At 48.9% G+C, this 21,233-nt stretch carries 15 protein-coding genes; 7 read left to right on the forward strand and 8 right to left on the reverse strand.

Annotated features, from left to right (window positions below):
* The 3 genes from FVR03_RS08600 to FVR03_RS08610 form a co-directional block, all read right to left on the reverse strand.
* Positions 1 to 2,371, reverse strand: a 2,371-nt coding sequence (locus FVR03_RS08600) for a HAMP domain-containing protein (protein ID WP_147921340.1), incomplete at its 3' end; no start/stop codon positions are given.
* Between the two features lie 145 nt (positions 2,372 to 2,516).
* The gene (locus tag FVR03_RS08605) at positions 2,517 to 3,263 is read right to left on the reverse strand and encodes a ParA family protein (RefSeq protein ID WP_147921341.1); all 747 of its coding nucleotides are present in this window, start codon (positions 3,261 to 3,263) and stop codon (positions 2,517 to 2,519) included.
* A gap of 119 nt (positions 3,264 to 3,382) precedes the next feature.
* Positions 3,383 to 3,877, reverse strand: a complete 495-nt coding sequence (locus FVR03_RS08610; RefSeq protein ID WP_147921342.1) for a SixA phosphatase family protein — start codon at positions 3,875 to 3,877, stop codon at positions 3,383 to 3,385.
* Between the two features lie 165 nt (positions 3,878 to 4,042).
* Here FVR03_RS08610 and topA point away from each other — a divergent pair, with 165 nt between their 5' ends.
* Both topA and FVR03_RS08620 read left to right on the forward strand, forming a co-directional pair.
* A complete protein-coding gene (gene topA / locus FVR03_RS08615; RefSeq protein WP_147921343.1) occupies positions 4,043 to 6,493 on the forward strand; it encodes a type I DNA topoisomerase in 2,451 nt (816 codons plus the stop codon).
* A 242-nt stretch (positions 6,494 to 6,735) separates the two neighbouring features.
* Entirely contained in the window at positions 6,736 to 7,431 is a 696-nt protein-coding gene (locus FVR03_RS08620) for an SIR2 family NAD-dependent protein deacylase (protein ID WP_147921344.1), read from the forward strand.
* Between the two features lie 230 nt (positions 7,432 to 7,661).
* Here the strand turns inward: FVR03_RS08620 and FVR03_RS08625 are convergent, their stop codons facing one another.
* The gene (locus FVR03_RS08625) at positions 7,662 to 8,426 is read right to left on the reverse strand and encodes a rhamnogalacturonan acetylesterase (protein ID WP_147921345.1); all 765 of its coding nucleotides are present in this window, start codon (positions 8,424 to 8,426) and stop codon (positions 7,662 to 7,664) included.
* Between the two features lie 501 nt (positions 8,427 to 8,927).
* Here FVR03_RS08625 and FVR03_RS08630 point away from each other — a divergent pair.
* Positions 8,928 to 9,647, forward strand: a complete 720-nt coding sequence (locus FVR03_RS08630; RefSeq protein ID WP_147921346.1) for a DUF4197 domain-containing protein — start codon at positions 8,928 to 8,930, stop codon at positions 9,645 to 9,647.
* A gap of 72 nt (positions 9,648 to 9,719) precedes the next feature.
* On the opposite strand, the gene FVR03_RS08635 is transcribed toward FVR03_RS08630, so the two are convergent.
* Complete coding sequence (locus tag FVR03_RS08635; RefSeq protein ID WP_255474133.1) at positions 9,720 to 10,892, reverse strand: hypothetical protein; 1,173 nt, start codon at positions 10,890 to 10,892, stop codon at positions 9,720 to 9,722.
* A 315-nt stretch (positions 10,893 to 11,207) separates the two neighbouring features.
* Between FVR03_RS08635 and FVR03_RS08640 the strand changes: the two genes are divergently transcribed.
* The 4 genes from FVR03_RS08640 (at position 11,208) to FVR03_RS08655 (ending at position 17,228) form a co-directional block, all read left to right on the forward strand.
* Positions 11,208 to 12,305, forward strand: a complete 1,098-nt coding sequence (locus FVR03_RS08640) for a T9SS type A sorting domain-containing protein (protein WP_187270099.1) — start codon at positions 11,208 to 11,210, stop codon at positions 12,303 to 12,305.
* A 246-nt stretch (positions 12,306 to 12,551) separates the two neighbouring features.
* Positions 12,552 to 13,382 carry a Cof-type HAD-IIB family hydrolase gene (locus FVR03_RS08645; protein ID WP_147921348.1) on the forward strand — a complete coding sequence of 277 codons (831 nt, stop codon included), beginning with the start codon at positions 12,552 to 12,554 and terminating at the stop codon, positions 13,380 to 13,382.
* A 44-nt stretch (positions 13,383 to 13,426) separates the two neighbouring features.
* Positions 13,427 to 14,533, forward strand: a complete 1,107-nt coding sequence (locus FVR03_RS08650) for a hypothetical protein (protein WP_147921349.1) — start codon at positions 13,427 to 13,429, stop codon at positions 14,531 to 14,533.
* 214 nt (positions 14,534 to 14,747) lie between these two features.
* Positions 14,748 to 17,228, forward strand: a complete 2,481-nt coding sequence (locus FVR03_RS08655; protein ID WP_147921350.1) for a penicillin-binding protein 1A — start codon at positions 14,748 to 14,750, stop codon at positions 17,226 to 17,228.
* 420 nt (positions 17,229 to 17,648) lie between these two features.
* On the opposite strand, the gene gnd is transcribed toward FVR03_RS08655, so the two are convergent.
* The 3 genes from gnd to FVR03_RS08670 all read right to left on the reverse strand — a co-directional run bounded on the left by gnd (position 17,649) and on the right by FVR03_RS08670 (position 21,141).
* Entirely contained in the window at positions 17,649 to 18,611 is a 963-nt protein-coding gene (gene gnd, locus FVR03_RS08660; protein ID WP_147921351.1) for a phosphogluconate dehydrogenase (NAD(+)-dependent, decarboxylating), read from the reverse strand.
* Positions 18,612 to 18,776: 165 nt separating this feature from the next.
* Positions 18,777 to 20,057: an anthranilate phosphoribosyltransferase gene (locus FVR03_RS08665; protein WP_147921352.1), complete on the reverse strand. Its 1,281-nt coding sequence runs from the start codon at positions 20,055 to 20,057 to the stop codon at positions 18,777 to 18,779.
* Between the two features lie 133 nt (positions 20,058 to 20,190).
* Entirely contained in the window at positions 20,191 to 21,141 is a 951-nt protein-coding gene (locus FVR03_RS08670) for an NADP-dependent oxidoreductase (RefSeq protein WP_147921353.1), read from the reverse strand.
* Positions 21,142 to 21,233 lie beyond the last annotated feature (92 nt).

Below are 21,233 nucleotides of genomic sequence, written 5' to 3' on the forward strand. Positions count from 1 at the left end.
GGGCCTCCACGGTAATCTTCTGGGTCAGGTCGCCTTTGGCTACGCCTATCGCCACCTTGGCAATTCCTCGAACCTGCGTTGTCAGGTTAGAAGCCATGGTGTTAACATTCTCCGTCAGGTCCTTCCACACACCGGCCACATTTGGCACAATGGCCTGGCCGCCTAATTTTCCGTCTGTACCTACCTCCAGCGCCACACGGGTTACTTCACCGGCAAATACATTCAGATACTCAACTAATTGGTTTATATATTCTTTCAGTTCACCTAATTCACCTTTCACATCCACCGACACTTTCTGCGTCAGGTCGCCTTTGGCAATAGCGGTGGCTACTTTGGCAATGTCGCGCACCTGCGAGGTCAGGTTGCTGGCCATGTAGTTTACGTTGTCGGTGAGGTCTTTCCAAACACCGCCTACGTTCGGCACAGTGGCCTGGCCGCCCAGTTTACCTTCTGTACCCACTTCGCGTGCTACTCGGGTTACTTCGTCGGCAAATATGTTAAGCGAGTCCACCATCTGGTTTACGTTCACCTTCAGGTCGGCCAGCTCGCCTTTTACATTAACTGTAATTTTCTGACTTAAGTCGCCTTTTGCAACAGCTGTCGCCACATTAGCGATGTCCCGCATCTGTGCCGTCAGGTTGGAGGCCATGTAGTTTACATTGTCGGTGAGGTCTTTCCAGATACCGGCAACGTTGGGCACATTGGCCTGTCCGCCCAGAATTCCTTCGGTGCCTACCTCACGTGCCACACGGGTTACTTCCGCGCCAAACACATTCAGCCTGTCCACCATCTCGTTCAGGATGTCCTTCAGGTCACCGAGTTCACCTTTTACATCTACCGATACCTTCTGGGTCAGATCGCCTTTTGCCACAGCGGTTGCCACGTTGGCAATGTCGCGTACCTGCGAGGTCAGGTTACCAGCCATCAGGTTCACGTTGTCGGTCAGCTCTTTCCAGGTACCTTCTACTTTCGGCACATTGGCCTGGCCGCCGAGTTTACCTTCTGTTCCTACTTCACGCGCTACCCGGGTTACCTCCCCGGCAAATATATTAAGCGAGTCTACCATCGCATTCAGGATGTCCTTCAACTCGGCAATCTCCCCTTTCACGTTCACCGTAATCTTTTGGGTCAGGTCACCTTTGGCAACGGCAGTTGCTACATTGGCGATGTCTCGCATCTGCGAGGTCAGGTTGCTGGCCATGGTGTTCACATTGTCGGTGAGGTCTTTCCACACACCGGCCACGTTCGGCACTTTGGCCTGCCCGCCCAATCTTCCTTCTGTACCTACCTCACGCGCCACACGGGTTACCTCGTCAGCAAAAATGTTGAGCGAGTCCACCATCTGGTTCACGTTGTCCTTCAGTTGGGCAAACTCTCCACGCACATCCACCGACACCTTCTGCGTCAGATTTCCTTTGGCCACCCCGATCGCCACATTGGCAATATCCCGTACCTGCGCTGTCAGGTTGCTGGCCATGATGTTTACATTATCCGTCAGGTCTTTCCAGATACCGGCTACGTTTGGCACAGAAGCCTGTCCACCGAGTTTTCCTTCAGTACCCACTTCCAAAGCCACACGCGTAACCTCACCGGCAAACAGGTTCAGGTTGTCGATGGTGCGGTTTATGGTTTCGGCCATCACTTTAAAGTCGCCGGAAACAGGAATCTGGAAGGTTTCATCGAGGTTACCACGCGAAATGTTCTTCAGTACTTTACCAACTTCCAGTACCGGTACTGCAATTGAATCAACAAGTCCGTTGATGTTGTTGATCATGTCTTTCCAGAAGCCGGAAGCACTTTCGGCAGAGGCCCTGGCTTTCAGGTTACCTTCTACTCCGGCCACTTTCGAGATTCTGGATACTTCGCCACCTACACCACCAATCATTTCCACCATGGAGTTGTAGGCTTCGGCTATCTCAGCAAAAATATCATTATCCTGCTTTGTCAGGCGAACTGATATATCGCCTTTCTTAAAGGCATCTAGTGCATAAAGCACTTTATAAAGCTGCTCGTTTATGTAAGCACTATCCTGCTGCTTCAGGCCACTTTTCTTTTCTTCGTGCTGCCCGTTTTTGCCAGCTGGTATTTCTGGTTTATCAGTTGTTTTGGCGACTGGGCTTGCCGCTTTTGGAGCTGATGTGGCAACATTAGCCGGAGCTGCCTGCGCTAAGGTTTTACCTGGGGCCGGAGCTGAGGTAGCCTCTGCAGCCGGAGCAGGAGCGCCTGCTTTGGGCGAAGTCGTATTTTCAAGTGTAGTAGCTACGGGCTTTGTCTCAGCCTTTGCGTTGGGTGCCGGCTTTTTCTCTTCTTTGGCTTCTACTTCACTAATGAGCTTGTCCTTGCTCAACTTCAAATTTTTACCTAGGGCCATATTACGTGTGATTTGGAAAAATTCTATTTGATTGGAAGAAAAGGAACCTGGCAACAGTCTGCCCAGTGCACCTACCTCAGCTAAATCAAAACCAATGCAATTTAAGTAATTTAATTTTAAGCGGAAACAGCGATAAATCCTGATATCAGGCCCCTGCTATTTCTTCTGCGAGAGCCTTATAATCTTTGGCTCCGTTAGACGAAGCGTCATAGTCCAGCACACTTTTCCCGAACGATGGCGCCTCTGCCAGCTTCACATTTAGCCGTATATGGCTCTTGAAAATCTTTTCTTTCACGTTTTCCTGAAGGTATTCCAGCACTTCCTGACTAAGTTTGCGCCTGCTATCAAACATCACCACTACGATACCTTTTATTTTAAGTTTCGGGTTAAATGCTTTTTTTACTTTCGAGATTGTGTTCATGATCTGATCGAGCCCCTGCAACGTCAGTACTTCCATCTGTAAAGGTATAAGCACCTCGTGTGCGGCCGTAAGGGCATTTAGCGTTAGTACCGAAAGAGAAGGAGGGCAATCTATGAGCACATAATCGAAGCCTTTTACTTCGGCCAGAATTTGTTTCAGAAACTTTTCGCGTTCAGGCTGTGTCACCAACGATATTTCAACATCTACCAGGTCGTTAGAGCCCGGTGCTACCCACATACCGCCTGTTTCTACCAGAATATCTTTAATGGCTGCTGTTCCAAGCAGTACATCGGCCAGGGTGCCATCGGGGTTAGCCACGGCCAGCGAGTAAGAAAGGTTGCTTTGCGGGTCCAGGTCTATCAGCAACACTTTTTTGCCGAGTTTACTCAGGGCGCTCCCCAGATTTATGGTGGTAGTAGTTTTTCCAGTGCCGCCCTTCTGGTTTATGACGGCCACAACCGTTGTCTTCATACGATATGGTGTAGATGCCTGCAGGCGAAAATACCTGTTCAGAAGCTAAATCTATTAAATTTATGCTGAAGCCGAAAGTTTTATTCTTGGCTTTTAGTGGCACGGGAACTAAGTCTGGCCTAATATATGTGCTGCATGTTATGAGATAGAAGTAATCCATGGCTTGCATAAATATCTTCCCACTTCTCCAGCTCTAAGCTGATGGCCAGCACATTGGCTGGTTCGAGGTAGGTAATATGTTTATCGAGCAGGTGGCGGGCGAGCTGGGTTATGCCCGGGTTGTGCCCTACGAGCAGAAGTGTTTTATCTTTGTCGGGCAGGGTGCTGATGGCCTGCAGTAACTTGGGTTCACCGGCATTATACAGCTCCGGCACGTACAAGATGTGTTGATCGTCGTAGTAGAGTTTACTGGCTAGTATACGGGCAGTGGCGCTGGCACGGTTTGCCGGGCTGGTTACGATAACATCCACCTTGCTAAAGTTATCTCTTATCCATTGGCCAGTCTGGTGTGCTTGCAGCATGCCTGCTTTGGTGAGCTCTCTCCCAAAATCCGGTTGTAACGAGAAATGATCTATTGCCTCCGCATGCCGGCAGATGAGTACTTGTCTTTGCATATAGTCGGTATTGTTACTAATATTAGGGCTCGTGTGGATGATGTATAACAAATATGCGCCTTTTTACGCCATGTTGGCTAATGATATACGTGCGCATTTGTTTTTGTTGGAAAAAATATTTGAACTTTAGGCAAATTCTGGCTGAAGCCGCCAGTAAAATAAAGGATGATAAAAAACTTAGTTATAGTAGAGTCGCCTGCAAAGGCTAAAACGATTGAAGGGTATCTTGGAAAAGATTTTGTAGTGAAGTCGAGTTTTGGTCATGTGCGTGACTTGCCCAAAGGAAACAACGCCATTGATATCCAGAACGGTTTTAAGCCCACTTATGTCGTTTCAAGCGATAAAAAAGAAGTTATTGCCCAGCTGAAGAAGCTGGCAAAAGAGGCGGAAATGGTCTGGCTGGCATCGGACGACGACCGTGAGGGAGAAGCCATTTCGTGGCACCTGACCGAAGCGCTCGACCTGAACGACCAGAAAACCCGCCGCATCGTTTTCCGCGAAATCACTAAAAATGCCATTCTGAACGCCATCAGTTCACCGCGTGGTATCGACATGGACCTGGTGAACGCGCAGCAGGCCCGCCGTATACTCGACAGACTGGTAGGCTTTGAGCTCTCCCCTGTTCTCTGGAAAAAGATTAAAACCGGTTTATCGGCCGGCAGGGTGCAGTCGGTGGCCGTGCGCCTGGTAGTGGAGCGTGAGCGGGAGATAGAACGTTTTAAAGCGGAAGCCGCTTTCAGGGTTACAGCTAAGTTCGATGTGCAGGGCAAGACGCTGGAGGCTGAACTTCCGGCTAAATTTAAAACCGAAGAGGAAGCACAGGCATTTTTGCAACGCTGCCTCGGTGCCAGTTATACTATAGAGAACCTGGAGACCAAGCCGCTGAAACGCAGTCCGGCCCCGCCGTTTACAACCTCTACCCTACAGCAGGAAGCCAGCCGCAAACTCTACTTTTCGGTAGCGCAAACCATGACGGTGGCCCAGCGCCTCTATGAAGCCGGTAAAATATCGTATATGCGTACCGACTCACTTAACCTGTCGGACGAAGCCATACAAGGTGCAGCCAATGCTATTAAGACTTCGTTTGGAGAGCGTTTTGTAAAAACCCGGAAGTTCAAAACCAAATCGCAGGGGGCACAGGAGGCGCACGAGGCCATACGCCCCACCGATTTTTCGGCCCTGACAGGCAGCACCGATCGTAACGAGCAACGCCTGTACGAACTGATCTGGAAACGCGCCATTGCCTCGCAAATGGCCGATGCCGAAATCGAGAAAACCACTGCCTCTATTGCCATTGGCTTTCAGCAGGGTCCCGGCGATAATAACCGCTTGGTTGCTACAGGCGAGGTGATCAAATTTGAAGGTTTCCTAAAAGTATACATCGAATCGAAAGACGATGAAGATGGGGAAGCAACCGATGAGGATGTGAAAGGCATGTTGCCACCACTCAGCATTGGGCAGCAGTTGCAGCTGCGCCAGATGCAGGCCCTGGAGCGCTATTCCCGCCCGGCTCCGCGTTACACAGAAGCCAGCCTTGTAAAAAAGCTGGAGGAAATGGGTATCGGAAGGCCGTCTACTTACGCGCCTACTATATCTACTGTTCAAAAACGAGGTTATGTGGAGAAGGATAGCCGCGATGGCAAAGAGCGCAAGTTCAGAGTGCTGACGCTGCAAAACGACTCCATCAGTACTCAAACTAAAACAGAAATAACTGGAGCCGAAAAGAACAAGCTCTTCCCTACCGATACGGCCATGGTCGTAAACGATTTCCTGATAGAGCACTTCCCGACTGTAATTGATTATTCGTTTACAGCCAATGTAGAAGCTGAGTTTGACGAGATTGCCCATGGAACAAAGGAGTGGGAAAGCATGCTCGATAACTTCTACCAGAAATTCCATAAGCGGATTGAGTCAAGTGAGAATATTTCGAGAGCCGACGTATCAGGGGCACGTGAACTTGGCACCGACCCTGCCACCGGTAAAACCGTGCTGGCGAAGCTAGGCAGGTTCGGCCCTTATGTGCAGCTGGGCGAGGAGGATACCGAAGCAGGAACCAAACCGATATACGCCAGCCTTCGAAAAGGACAATTTATTGAGAGTCTTGCCCTGGAAGATGCCCTGGAACTGTTTAAGCTGCCGCGCATTGTCGGCACCTACGAAGAAAAGGACATGACTGCTGCCATTGGCCGTTTCGGACCATACATCAGGCACAACAGTAAGTTCTATTCGTTGCCCAAAACCATAGATCCGCTTACGGTTACAGCCGATGAAGCTGTTGCGCTGATAGAAGCCAAGCGAAAAGCCGATGCTGAAAAACTGATAAAAGAGTTTCCGGAGAACCCGGAAGTGCAGGTGCTGAACGGGCGCTACGGGCCATATATTGTGGCGGGCAAAAAGAATGTGAAGATCCCGAAGGGTAAAGAGCCGTCGGAGTTAACGCTGCAGGAGTGCCTGGACTTGGCAGAAGCAACACCAGAAAAAAAAGGGCGTTTTGCTAAGAAAGCAGCTCCGGCCGCAGAAAAGAAAACAGCTGAGAAAAAAGCACCTGTCGCTAAAAAACCGGCAGCCAAAAAAGCTCCGGCTAAAACCACTAAAGCTGCTGCCAAAAAGAAATAAGCTCCAAGCGCTACCAAACAGAAAAGCCACCGGTATGGGTGGCTTTTCTGTTTGGTATGTTTTTTTAACAGCCTTTTGACCCTTGGATAAAAATAGAAAGAAATCCTTCTGAAGGGCATTTTCATGTAAATAATTTGGTTAGGGCAACTTTGTAATAAAGGATTTCTGCACAAAACTCTAAATCAGAAGAAGCAAAAATGGGTTAGTTATCGTATGGTACTAGCATACCTCTGATCCAGGAAATGAAGAAAAGACTTGTCGTATTAACTGGTGCAGGCATAAGTGCAGAGAGTGGTATCGCCACCTTTCGCGATGCCGATGGTCTCTGGGAAGGGCACGATGTAATGGATGTGGCCTCACCGCAGGGCTGGCGTAGAAACCCGGAGCTGGTGCTGAACTTTTACAATGAGCGCCGCAAAAATGCGCATGCGGTTAAGCCTAATGCTGGCCACCTGGCGCTGGCAGAGCTGGAGCGCGATTTTGATGTGTGCATTATTACACAGAACGTGGATGACCTGCACGAACGGGCGGGCTCTACGCAAGTGGTACACCTGCATGGGAAGCTATTTGAAAGCCGCAGTACCTTAGATGAAAACCTGGTGTACCAAATGGAAGGCTGGCAACTAAACCTGGGCGACAAATGCGAACGCGGGTCTCAGCTGCGCCCAAACATTGTATGGTTCGGAGAGGCCGTTCCTATGATGGACAGAGCCATGGAAGAGACTTTTAAGGCAGATATTTTCTTGGTGGTTGGCACCTCGCTTCTGGTGTACCCGGCGGCAGGACTAGTAGACCTGGTAAGCGAAGAAGTTCCTGTTTATGTCATCGATCCAAAGCTGCCAAACGTTCGGAAACGCCCTAACCTGCACCTGTTCGAAGAAAAAGCCAGCACGGGCATGGTTAAGGTGGCGAAGCTGCTACGGGAGCAATACCTTTGAGAACCATTGCTGAAAGTTTATGGTGCGTACTATTTTAAGAAACGCTGGCGCAAGCTGAAAGCCTTATCAAATTCTAAAGCTCCAATTATTCGAATCAAACCTGCCTTCCAAAGCAATTTCATAAAAAATCCTCCAAGGGTTATTTAAGGATCCATACTGAGTTATTGTAAAACATTTCTAATAGCTAAGACACGCCACTTTGGCGCCAAATGCTATCATAGTTGATGTTACTAATTTGCTTTTGCCTCTTGGTTCACAATTCTGGTAGCGAGTTCCAGATTCAGGTTTTTGATTTCAGCTAACACAAGTTGCGCTATTTTACGGGCCCCGAGTTCGCTGAAGTGGGTGTTATCGTTGGAGCCTTTGGGGTAGTTGGGGTGCTCACCCGCCTCCAGCTGCAGGAACAGCAGTTTACTTTTATCTTCGCCAAACTGCTGCAGCAGCTCCTGGCTCTTCCGGTCGAGGTCTATCAAAGGTGTCTTCGTTTCTTTCGCCACCTTGCGCACCAGCTCAGAATAGGTGTCGTGGGTTCCTTCTATTTTTCCGTTCGCATCGAATTTACGACGTGCGGCAGGCGTAATCAGTATGGGATTGGCTTTTTTGCGCCTGGTTTCAGAAATATATTTTTTCAGGTTTGCCTGGTACGCCTCTTCGGTGGTGTAGCTTTTCTTGGTCGGCACCTCATCGTTGTGGCCAAACTGAATGAACACATAATCGCCTGTCTTCAGGTTTTCTGACACGGGCTGCCAGAGTTTCTCTTCCAGAAAGGTGCGGGTGCTACGACCGTTCTTGGCGCGGTTGTCAACTTTTACGGTTTCATCAAAAAAATAGACAAAGGGCATACCCCAGCCAGTTTCAGGGTACTTATTTGTATCTTTAATAGATATGGTCGAATCTCCAATTAAATAAACGGTTATTGGCCGTTTCTCTTGTGGCAAAAACGCCATCAGAAACAAACTGAAAAACACCAGGGAAGCAGCAAATATTTTTTTCATAAGTGAGTTAAATATATACGAAGGTTAAAGTAAAGATAATTTTAATCAGGAAGAATAAAACTGCAGGAGGTAAAACTAACATGCGGTAACCGAACCCTTGGCAAAATAAAAGCAAAATTCTGTTGGAAGGGCATTTTCATTTAAATAATTTAGAAATTGCTCCTGAAGCCCGTACAAACAAATGATAGTCAGAAAACGGTGACTTACTTTTTAAGGCTCACTTTTGCATCCAAAGATAAAAGTATATTCGGTTCGGCAGAAAAGTAAATACAACCAGGAAAAATTTATTTTGAAAAATTCACTTTATTTTAGGCTTAAAAGGCTTTACCTCCTTCTAAACAGGTAATTACCTGCTCGTAGTGTTAAAGCTCCGATCTAGCGCATTGGTAAGTTCAACAGTTCATTTACCTTTTAACAGGCTGGCCTTATTCTTGATAGTTTCATCGGAAGAAAAGCCAATTTTCGAACCAAAGATAAACCCAACCATAACCAACTTTACAAATGAAGAAAATTCTGATGTTAGCCATTTTTGTTTTGGCCGGAAGTGCCACAATGGCCCAGATTAACCTGAACAAAGTGAAACAAGCCATTGGTGCAGGCGCTACAGGCCAGCTCTCTACTGAAGAAGTGGCAGAAGGCTTAAAACAGGCCCTTACTACCGGAGCCACCAAAGGAACTGATGTGGTATCGCAGGTAGATGGGTACCTGAAAAACCCGGCCATTATGATTCCGTTTCCGCCAGAAATAAAAAGAGTGGAAGACCGTTTGCGCCAGATAGGCATGGGCAGCGAAGTAGATAAATTTGTAGTTGCCCTGAACCGTGCAGCCGAAGACGCAGCGCAGGAAGCCAAACCTATTTTTGTGTCGGCTATAAAACAGATGACCATTCAGGATGCATGGTCTATTCTGAAAGGGCAGGACGACGCCGCAACCCTTTACCTGAACCGCACCACCTCGCCGCAACTGAATGAGAAGTTTATGCCGATCATTAAAAATTCGCTTAGCAAGGTTAATGCCACCCAGTATTATACCAACCTGATTACCGCTTACAACAAACTGCCCATGGTGCAGAAGGTAAACCCGAACCTCGACGAGTACGCCACCGGTAAAGCCATAGATGGTTTATTTGTGATGGTAGCCCAGGAGGAGAAGAACATTCGCCAGAACCCCGGAGCCAGAAGCACCGAATTGCTGCAAAAAGTATTCGGTGCCCAAAAATAACGGCCTCCCCTACACTAGCTTTAAGTAACTAAAATAGCTACCTGTTTGGCCTACACGAGGCGTAACAGGTAGCTATTTTTTTACCCCGAGTGCCTGCAGGTCAGCATCTATTTTCTTGTTCCAGCGTTCCTGTGCCACTGAGTCGAGGCTATGGCGGGTTTCGCTGTCGTAAAGCTCCTGCATGCGGTTCATTTCGCGGTAGGCCTCCAGGTACTGGTACTGTATCTGGCTGTTGTAATCTTCTATAGTCAGGTTATCCGGGTCTATGCGTTTTTTAAACTTTTCGGCTACCAATTTGGCAATGTCGAAGTGGCGTTGCTCGTGGTTCAGGGCGTAATTATCGCGGGCCACCGGCTTTACCCACGAGGAACTCTGCACCATAAATACATTCAGTGTTACATGCAGGTGAATAATACCGTTTTTAACCTCGGAGTCGCCATGGTAGCTGAAGCCAGGAAATACCGATGCACCGTAATGGCTCGTTTTTTTGGGCTGGCCAGTAAAGTCGTTCCAGGTAAGGGGGCGGCTGGGGTGGTAATGTACCGTATCGTCCACTCTTTTATTGCCCTGCTCTATAAAGTTGATTTTGATCCCTTTGGCTAGCTTTTCGTGGCGACCAGCTTCGTTGTTCATCCAGGTGTTGAGGTATTGCAGGCCTCCCGCCAGCGACTGCCGCAGTGTTGGCTCCACCATACCCCGCTGGCTTGCCGATCTCACATACTTAGCACCGCCGGTATACTCCACCAGCCGCACATTTCCGCTTTCGCGCTGCAGGTCGAAGGCAAGGCGTACGACTACTCTTCCGTTTATACTTCCTTTTTCACCTGTTGTCTCCCGCACCATACACTCCTGCAGCCTGATGACCACAGGGCGCAACTTAGGGTTGCGGGGCAGACTTTGCTTCACAAATTCTTTTAAGGCAGGCAGCTCACCGCCCTGCAGGTTAACCGGCTGAACGGTTGCGCCCACCTGCAGCACCGGCGAGGCCGGAAACAAATAAGCCACCGCTTTGCGGTCTTTCCGCTCATCCACAATATCTGCAATGTAAAATTCTTCTGGCGTAAACGGAAGGCGCTCCGGCCGCAGCACCAGCGGCTCCACCGTTACGGCACTTGTCTGACTTCCCGCACTCATCAGGATAAAGGTTAACACCACAATTCCTGCGCTCCACAGGTATGGCAGATGGCGCAGCTCCAATAACTTTTTGCTGAGCCTGGTGCCGGTAGATTTCATATAAAACTGCATGCTATTACTTCGTTTTGGCAGAACGCCCTGTTTTGAAAAAGAGGCAGGTACTCATCCTCCTTCTGGTGAACATTGCCCGATGCCAATCGGTTCGATGGCTGCTACCTTAAACAAATTTTACTTAAAATTATTGTTCCTCAGAAGCCAGCGTAAGCAGCGCCAGCCAGTGTTATAGCCACTTATAAATACAGTCTTCAGAAGCATAGCAGCCAGCAGGCCCAACCTAACTACATCTTGAAGCCAACATGAACCGTAGATGAAGCAACAATGCCATTGCACGACACGCATCAACCTCTTTCTGAAAACAGATTAACTATGAAAGCTGCTTCCCTCCTGCTTACCTTTCTACTCTGCATTGCGGTTGCGCAGGCACAGAACCCGATAATCGAAACTGTAACGGTGCTGAACGAGGAACTGAAAGAAAACTCCGGCCTCCTGAACCTGAATGGCACCCTAATTACCCACAACGACTCCGAAGGCGAAGCCAGCCTTTATGAAATAAACACCGAAACAGGAGCCATAACCCGCACCGTGGTGGTATCGAATGCCGAAAATATTGATTGGGAAGATATAGCCCAGGATCAGGAGTACCTCTACATTGGCGACATCGGCAACAACACAGGCAGCAGAACCGACCTGCGCATTTACCGCATCCGGAAAAGTGACTACAGGCATAGCCGTAATACTGTTACCGCTAATATTATAAACTTTAGCTACCCAGACCAGGATGATTTTACACCAATTAACACCTCAAATTTTGATGCAGAAGCAATAATCGCGCTCCACGACAGCCTCTATATTTTTACGAAGAACTGGGGCAACAGGCAATCGACCCTATACGCTTTGCCAAAAGTACCGGGTACGTATAAGGCCAAAAGACATGGCGACTTTCCTACTGAAGGCCTCATAACCGGTGGCACCTACAATTCCGCGAAAGCTGAGATTATGCTCATTGGGTATACGCCGATCCAGGCATTTGCCTTCCGGATAAACGGTTTCAGTGGTTCCAATATCACGCAAGGAACCACCCAGCGGGTTGAATTAAATTTGCCGCTGAGCACACAGGGAGAAGCCATCTGCCCCAGCAACGATAATGGGTATTATGTTTCTTCGGAAGGCAACCTGGTGCATGCGCCAACGCTTTACCACCTCACATTCGAGGTAACCACCGGCTCCAGTCCTGAAACTCTAATAAGCCCAACTATCATTTTCCCCAATCCTGCCAGGGAGTGGCTGCACATCGGGCATCCAAAGCAGGTGCTCACGGAGGTGTTTGATCTTTCCGGAAAGAAAAGGGTATCGACGTGGGGAAAGCAGGTAAACCTAGGTGAGTTACAACGAGGAATTTACCTGGTCAGAATCAGCGATGGAAACGGAGAACAAATAGCCTCTGAAAAGATTATGCTCGAATAACACGTACTGATCGGGTCACTTGCCTGCTGCTCTGATTTTAAATTATTCAAATGAAACAGGCCTTCCAAAGGCTAAAATAACTATTTCACCTCAAGGGTAACACAAGCAGGTGCAGGCACTCCGGACTAAACCTTGGTCTCCTAGCATCAGAAAAAAAGAGCCTCCTAAAAAAATCGTTCGTAACTTTACGGTCCAGACATGCTGCAAAATTAAAGCTGCCCTGGCTAACCAAACCGTTACCACCCTATGACGTACCGCGCCATTTGTACCGACATCGACGGCACTCTGCTCGACAGCCGAAGAGAACTATCGCCCAGAACCATTGCTGCCTTTAAAAAGCTTGATAAAAGCATTCCGGTTATTCTGGCCTCTTCGCGCATGCCTAGTGCACTACGCCATCTACAGCGCGAACTCGGCATTTTAGACCACCCCATGATTTGCTTTAACGGTGGCTATGTGTTGATTTATGAAGGCAACAACTTGGCTCCGATCGTGGTAGATACAGTAGAGATACCAGTTGCCATCTGCGCCGACATTTTACTGCGTTCCCGCCAGACGGACATACATGTAAGCCTTTATGTGGAAGACCTTTGGTATGCTCCGCAAATGGACCAATGGACCGAGCGCGAAGAACGCATAACCAAAGTATCGCCTACTATAGCTGAGCTGGAGTCTCTTTTAAGCGGCTGGCAGGAAGCCAACACAGGTGCGCATAAAGTAATGTGCATGGGGCCCGAAAATGAAATAAGCGCCATGCAGGAGGCCCTTGAAAAAACCTATGGCGAGCAATTGCACATTTATCGTTCCAAAGACACCTACCTCGAAATTGCGCCGCGCGCCATATCAAAAGCATCGGCCCTCGAAATGATTCTGAAAGACAAGTTCGACATACCCATGAAAGACGTGGTGGCTTTTGGCGACAACTACAACGACATAGAAATGCTGCAAGCGGTTGGGCTGGGCATAGCTGTCGGTAACGCCCGCAACGAAGTAAAGGCCGTAGCAAACGAAATTACCCTGCCCAACAAAGAAGACGGTGTAGCAGTTGCCATCGAAAAGCATTTCCTTTCAAAATAATTTCCAGGCTGATAGAGCTCCTTACGAATAAAGACACGGTGAAGATGGCTGCTCCTGCCCCTCAGGAATTTTTCAGGGTACAACGCAGCATTTCAGAAATCAAGACTGAAATGCTCAGCCAGTTTTTTCAGGTCTGGTACCGCTTGCAAACGCAGCCGGGTGCGCTGCTGTATGCCGATTTACTCGCAGGTCAGGCAGGTGCCGAAGAAGAAACTTTGCTTCAGCATGAACTTAGCTACCTGCCACAGGCGCTGCTAAAAGACCCTCAAAAGCCGCTGCTTGTATTTTGTGGCGCTCCTGCAAAACCAGACCGTAAGGCAAAGCAACAACAGGAAAGCCAGGCAGCCGAAGTACCCATTACACAAGCTCCGCTGCTTTTGCAGCAACCTGAAAACCAACTGCTACTCACCGAGCAGCTGGCGCAGCTGCGCCAGGCCCTGGTTGTAGCCGACCCGTTTGCGACACCGTTCGGGCAGGAGTTGCTGCTGCAATGCACCCAGCTGCAGCACCCGGATTTACTCTTGTTGCTAGACCCCAAAAAGCTCCGAGCCACAGTATCAGGCAAAAAAACAACAGAGGCTACAGAGCAGCTTTTCGGAGAATCCTTGAATAGCATCCGAAGCTTCTGCAAGCGTGAACGAAACGCGCAGAACCAGGAGGCATTTATAGTGGCTGGGCTGGAAAAAATGTTGCAGACAAAAGGTTTTCAGACCTTACATTTCAGAGCTGATGCTCCTGCTAAAGATCAAACGACCTGCTATTTGCTTTTTGCCACGGCCAGTTTACCAGTTTACAGAGCCTTTAAAGAGAAACTGTTGCCGTATAGCGAAATTCAGGCCGATAGGGTACCTGTGTTTGGAGCTAACCTGAAGCAGTTGCAGCAACTGGCTTTGTTTCCGGAGCAGTTACGGTATTCTGTACAAAAACTAGCCGAAGATCTTGTAGGTAAAGCCAGCCAGTATAATTATAAATCAATAGAGAAAATAGCCGAAGACCACCACCCCGGCACACATTACATAAAAGATAATTACCGGCAAGCTTTTGAACTGCTTCGCGACCAGGGTCTGATCGAGATGCTGAACCCTAAAACCCTGCAGACCATTCGCAAAGCCACCATGGCCTCTCCTGTTAAGTTTAAACAGAAACCCTGACCCTTGACTCAAAACTGGCAAAAAAGCTTCTGAAGGTGGTTTTCATTAGAATAATCTATTCCTTAAAAGAATTGTTTCTTTAATTGCTAAGCACCAAGGAACTACCTACGCGGCAGGCGTGTAACTATGTCAGGCAAAATGCTGTAGTAAGCGCTTAACCAGCTGGCAACATTTTTGTTCAGCTTCAAAAACAAATTATTAGCTACCCAAACGAGTGCTTCGAAAAATACTGAATTTTATACTGCTGGGGCTGTTGCTGCCGGTGCTTCGTTTCTTCAAAAATGAATTCTCGGCTTTTTATAAAAGTCAGAAACCAAAGGTAACGGCCGGCTACTGGAAGCAAAAATGGACCAGTGTCCGGAACTTTAACTGGCGCAGTGCCAAACCCTCCAGCTTTCTTTTTCTTTTCCGATGGGCCTATAAGCTGGGGCTGGTGGTGCTGTTGTTTGCTTTTGTCTTTTACATGGCTGTTTACATGGGTGCCCTGGGGCATATACCTTCCCGCAAACAGCTCAAGGCAATTCAAAACAGCACCGCCTCCGAAATTTACTCAGCCGACAAGGTACTGCTTGGGCGCTACTACCTGCAAGACAGAACCAACGTACGCTACGACAATATAGCACCTGCCGCCATAGATGCCCTGGTGGCCACCGAAGATGCCCGCTTTTACGAGCACAGCGGCATAGACACCCGTAGCCTGGGCCGCGTATTGGTTAAAACCCTCCTGATGCAGCACGAAAGCTCCGGAGGTGGCAGTACGCTGAGCCAGCAATTAGCCAAAAACCTATACCCGCGTAAAAACTACCTGGTCTGGGATATGGCTGTTAACAAAATCAGGGAAATGATTATTGCCCGGAAGCTCGAGAGTGTGTACTCGAAGCAGGAACTGCTGGAGCTATACCTAAACACGGTGCCCATGGGCGGCAATTTGTACGGCATCGAGCGTGCCTCCCGTCGCTTCTTCAATACCTCCGCCGACTCGCTTAAGACAGAAGAGGCAGCTGTGCTCATCGGCATGCTCAAAGCCACCACCTCCTACAACCCGCGCCTCGACCTGGAGCGCTCCCGAAAACGACGCAATGTGGTGCTGAACCAAATGGCAAAATATCAGTTTCTGCCCCAGCACCAGGCCGATTCGCTCAAACAGCTCCCGCTCAAGCTAAATTACCGCTACGAAACCCACAACGATGGCATGGCTCCTTATTTCAGAGAGTTGCTGCGCCAGGAGCTCGTGCAGTGGTGTGCTTCGCAAAAGAAGCCCAACGGAGACCCGTATAACCTCTATACCGATGGCCTCAAAATTTACACCACCCTAGATGCCGGTATGCAGAAACACGCCGAGCGCTCGGTGCGGCAGCGCATGGCGCAACTACAGAAACAGTTTGATGCCCACTGGCAAGGCCGCTTACCCTGGGGCAACGATGCCTCGGTACTCACCACTGCCTTGCACCGCTCCGACCGGTATAAAAAAATGAAGGCAGCCGGTAAGTCTGAAGAAGAAATCAGGGATGTGTTCCGGGAGCCGGTTCCTTTAAACGTTTTCAGCTGGAACGGCATCACGAAAAAGACCATGAGCCCGCTAGACTCTATTCGGCACCACCAGAAATTCCTGAATACCGGGTTGCTGGCTATGGAGCCGCACACCGGCTACATCCGGGCCTGGGTAGGAGGCATCGATCATCATATTTTTAAGTACGACCACGTTCGCTCTCGCCGGCAGGTAGGCTCCACCTTTAAACCTATTGTGTATGCAGCTGCGCTTGAACAAGGAATTGCGCCCTGCAAATTTTTCCCGAACGAGCGGCAAACGTATCCGGAGCACGAAGACTGGTCCCCTAGAAATGCCAACGAAGTTTATGGAGGCGAATATTCTATGCGGGGTGCACTTGCCAACTCGGTAAACACGGTTTCGGCTCAGCTCATCATGCAGACTGGGGTAGATCAAACCATTGGTCTTGCACGCCGCATGGGCATCCGGAACGACCTGCCGGCAGTCCCCTCACTTGCACTGGGCACCGCTAACTTATCGCTGCTCGAGATGGTAAGCGCCTATGCCTCCTTCGCCAGTGATGGCTACCAGGTTACTCCGGTTTACATCGAACAAATTACCGACCGGTCGGGCAAGGTTATTCGGCAGCACAAGCAACCCGGCTCCACCAGGGCTCTCTCCCGCACCAATGCCGCCATTATGCTGCAGCTTATGCAAGGTGTTGTAGAAGAAGGTAGCGCTGTTCGGCTACGTACGGAGTTCGGACTTAAAATGGATATTGCGGGCAAAACAGGAACTACTCAGGAGCAGGCCGATGGTTGGTTTATCGGCATAACCCCTAACCTGGTAACAGGTGTATGGGTGGGTGCAGAAAGTCCTAAAGTGCGTTTCCGTACGTTAGAACTGGGCCAGGGCTCCAGAACGGCCTTGCCTATTTGGGGTGAATTCACCAAACGTGTTGCCCAGGATCCGGCTTATGTGGGGTACTACAACAGCCGTTTTCAGCCATTACCTGCTGCACTGCAGGCGCGGCTGGCCTGCGAATCTTTCAGGGAAACGCCACCTGAGCAGAATTTTATTGAACGTGTTTTCGACTCTATTACCGATAGGGTAAACCAAACCTACGACGACTGGAAAAACCAACGCAAAACCCGCCGCGAAGAAAAGAAACGCGAACGGCAGGAGAAGCGAAAGAAGAAGAATTAACTGTGTGCAAGGTTGTTTATTTTGATTAATAGGTGTTTTACATCCCGATGAGCTTAATATTGTGAGTGCCTACAGATGAAGCTGGTTCTGTAAAGTTTTATCAAAACAAAAAAGCCTTCCGCAAGTTGAAAACTCGCCAAAAATAGAAACCACGAGCTGAAAGCTCGCGGCAGCAAATATGGAGTTCTGCATGTTGGATACGAACAAAAATACTGACACTCGAATTATTCAAATAAAAATGGCCTCCGGAAGGCTTTTCATCAGCAAATCGCCAAGGGTAATTCAATCAATTAGAATTGAAATTTGAGACTTCAATCTGTTCGATGTAACAAATTTCCAAGAGGATTCTTTAGCTGGAGGAGCACATAACAACACACCATCTCCTGAATTCTTTTTATTTTCAGGAGATGGTGTGTTCTTTTACAGATCGCGTGGAAAGTCGCCGATGCGGCTGTAGGCGCGGTAAGAGGCTATAAACTCGTTAGGGCCGTAAGGGTGGTTTCCGAAGCCGTTGCGCATCATGGCGACTGCTTTGGCCCAGGTTTTATCTTTATCGCGGGAGGCGATAAGTTGCATAACAGACTGTGCGATAATAGGAATCGGGACTTCCATGTTCATGGCATCATTTACGAGCCAGTTCACTTCGCCGGTATCTTCCACATGGCTGGGCACTTCGGCAAAACCGCCACGGTCGTCATAGGCTCTTGCCATTAGCTCCACCAGCCACGACCTGATAACAGAGCCGTGGTTCCAGTTTTTCAGGATACCGGAAATATCGAGTTGGTCTCTGTAATTCTCTAAAAGATCAACGCCTTCGCCAATAGCCTGCAGCATACCGAACTCAATGCCGTTATGCACCAGCTTTGTGAAATGACCTGCAGCAGGCGGACCGGCATGCACATAACCTCCGGGTACCGACAAGCTTTTTAGAATTGGCTCTACCCGCTGCACTGCTTCAGGCTCACCGCCTACCATAAAACAGGCTCCATTGCGGGCACCTTCTACTCCACCGCTTGTACCACAATCAATAAAGTTAATGCCTTTTTCTTTTAGCATGCGGTAGCGGCGCAACGAATCGCCCCAGTACGAATTACCGCCATCTAACACAATATCGCCTGGGTCGAACACTTCTGCGGCTTCCTGAATGATAGCTTCTACAATAGGTCCGGCAATAACATAAATAAATATGATGCGCGGGTGAGGCAGGCTGTCCTTCAGTTCCTGAAAAGTAAGGCAGTTCTTCAGTCCGGCTGCCAGCAGGTCGTTCGTAGCACCTGCCCTGTCGTAGCCATACACATTGTATCCTTTCTCAAGAGCTTGCAGCGCCAGGTTTCCACCCATTCTGCCTAACCCGATAACTCCTATTGTAGCTAATTCTTCCATTGTAATTATTTCTTACCTTCGTTGATAAGGGTATAGTCCTAAAGCAATGGTTTTGTTACACTTTTAGCGTATTTGTAGCTGACTCAACCCTTGACAATGTTGGAGTAAAAAATCCTTTGGAAGGCCAAATTCATTTGAATAATTCGGGTTCATCCTCCGCAAATGCTACACTTGCCAGTGCTGTTGCACCCATGCCAGGCCGGTACGGTAAAGCGCCAGGGCAAGCCGAACACGTTTATCAAAATCCTGGTTACCGGTAGCGCCAGCCGTTGCAAATTCATTTATATGTTGCAGGTTATCCTCTAGCACTAAGGGTTCTACCACCGCATCGGCATCGGTGCGATAGGCGGCTAAAGCTGCCGTGTCAGCGTCAAACGTTTGAGTTTTAAATGACCCGTCGGCCTGCAGAGCGGCACACAAAATACCACTCGCTTTACACAAGGAGGGAGCCAAGGTGCCTTCCAGGCCACGTTTTAAAATAATGACACCTTTAAAACCAGCCATAGCAGCCAGATTTATCATTTTTTCCATGTAAGTAATATGAAACACGGATGTTATCAGAATGTCGGCGTGGGCAGGATTAAGTACTTTTTCGGAGGTAGCCAGGAAAGGCCGCTTCAGAATTAACCTTCGTCGGTCTACCCATTTGTCGAGGGCAGGCGATAAGGTTTTCTGGTCGAGGGCCCAGCCAAAGGTGGGCGGCGCCTGCAGCAGTTCCTTGTTTTCTGTTATAAAGCTTCCGGGTAAATGCTTGAACAAATCGTGCGCATTTACCTCTAGTTTAGGACCAGACGACCTGCCTACGGTACTGATGACCAGCAAGCCATCGTTTTGAAAGGCTTGAGCCAGCAGCGGCGTAACCATATAAGAGTGCTCCACACCATCGAAAGGTTCGGCCAGTTGCACCAGCACTTTCTGGCGTTGCGGAGCCGGCTCTTTAAAACCAGGAGTAAACGTTGGAGTTGCCGCTTCTATCAGCCCCTGGTACTCCTCCATTGTCTCGTACCGAATTCGGAGCATGCTGGCTGCCATGCCTCTCAGGCTCTCACCTGGAGAGTCGGCGTATAAAAATGTACCCAGTTCACGGGCTTCTTCTAACGTCAGAAATTCTTTGCGAAGTAGCTTTATGCCGATTTCTTGCATGTTGGCAGGTGCATCAGGGCAAAGGTGCTGATACAAATCACCAACATCAGGAGTGCCTGCAGCAGAAGGAACGAGTGCCTGTAGCAGCCGCTTTTCAGGTTCTGTCGGTCCTTTAGCCATAAGGGCTCCAAAAAAGGCCCCTAGTTGTATTGGCACCAGAGCCTCTGTTTCCAAGTACTGTAAAATAATTTCTAGCAGATCTTGCGGCAATGGTTTGCTGCCGTGTTTCCCAATCCCGATAAACTTTATTCCCTCGATCAGTGGATTCTGATGTGTTGTGTAGCCGTTTTGAGTTGTTTCCATAATCGTTATGCTTTCACAAATATAAACGAACCTCACCCAATACCACCTAGGTGCCTGCATTTCTGCCAAGAGGCCGCCTGTAAACCACTGCCACTGCACAAGCAGTAGTTTATGTGCAGTGGCAGTGGTTTTATTAGGGCACAAGAACTATTTTACCTTTTGTATGCAGCGTCTGGATTTGCTTTTGTGCTTCAGCGGCATCCTCCAGGCTGTACTTTTTGCTTACGTGCACCTGCAGTTTACCTGTTTCTACGAGTTCGCATAGCTGATCTAGCTGCTTGGCGTTGGGTTCCACGAAAACATAAGTAAAGTCAAGATCAGCGCCAAGTCCTTCGCCCTGGTGCAATATCGAGACCACTTTTCCCGATGGCTTCAGCGCCTGCAGGCTCTGCTTCAGTGTATCGCCACTCGCACAATCAAAAATCAGGTCTACTCCTTCAGGTATCACTTCCTTCACAGCCTCTCCTACGTGCGTATTTTTATAAGTTACCGTAAAATCTGCTCCGAGCTCCTGCATATAAGCATGGTTTGCCTCACTTGCCACCGCCATAATCGTGGCGCCTTTGGCTTTGGCTAGTTGTATCGCCATGCTACCCACGCCGCCAGAGCCTCCCAATACCAGCACTGCCTGCCCCTTTTGCAGCTTGCCTACATCAAACAGCGACTGCCACGCCGTTAGACCAACCAACGGAATGCCTGCTGCTGCTTCCCATGAAATTTCGCGGGGCTTTTTAGCCAGGTAGCTTTCGGGGAGCACTATATATTCTGCGTAGGTACCATACTGTACGGCCGGTCTTCTGGCATAGGCAAACACTTCGTCGCCTATCTCAAACCGGCGGGCACTGAAGCCTCTCTCTTCTACAACACCCGCTACATCCCAACCAGGTATAACAGGGAAAACAGTCGGCAATTTATCTTTCAGATAACCTTCTCTTACAGCATAATCTACAGGGTTTACACCAGCTGCTTTTATGCGTACCAGCACTTCGCCTTCTTTTATCTCCGGCACCGCCAGCGTACTGAGCTTTAGTTGTTCAGGGCCGCCAAATGTCTCATAAATTACCGCCTTCATTTGTTTCGTCATAGCAATGTTTTTATTTGTTCAACACCTAGATACTATCATTAACACTCTTTGGTTTACCCAAGTGGCAGTAGAACGAACAAACTTACAGAACA

Source organism: Pontibacter qinzhouensis (assembly GCF_008017455.1).
Lineage (GTDB): Bacteria > Bacteroidota > Bacteroidia > Cytophagales > Hymenobacteraceae > Pontibacter > Pontibacter qinzhouensis.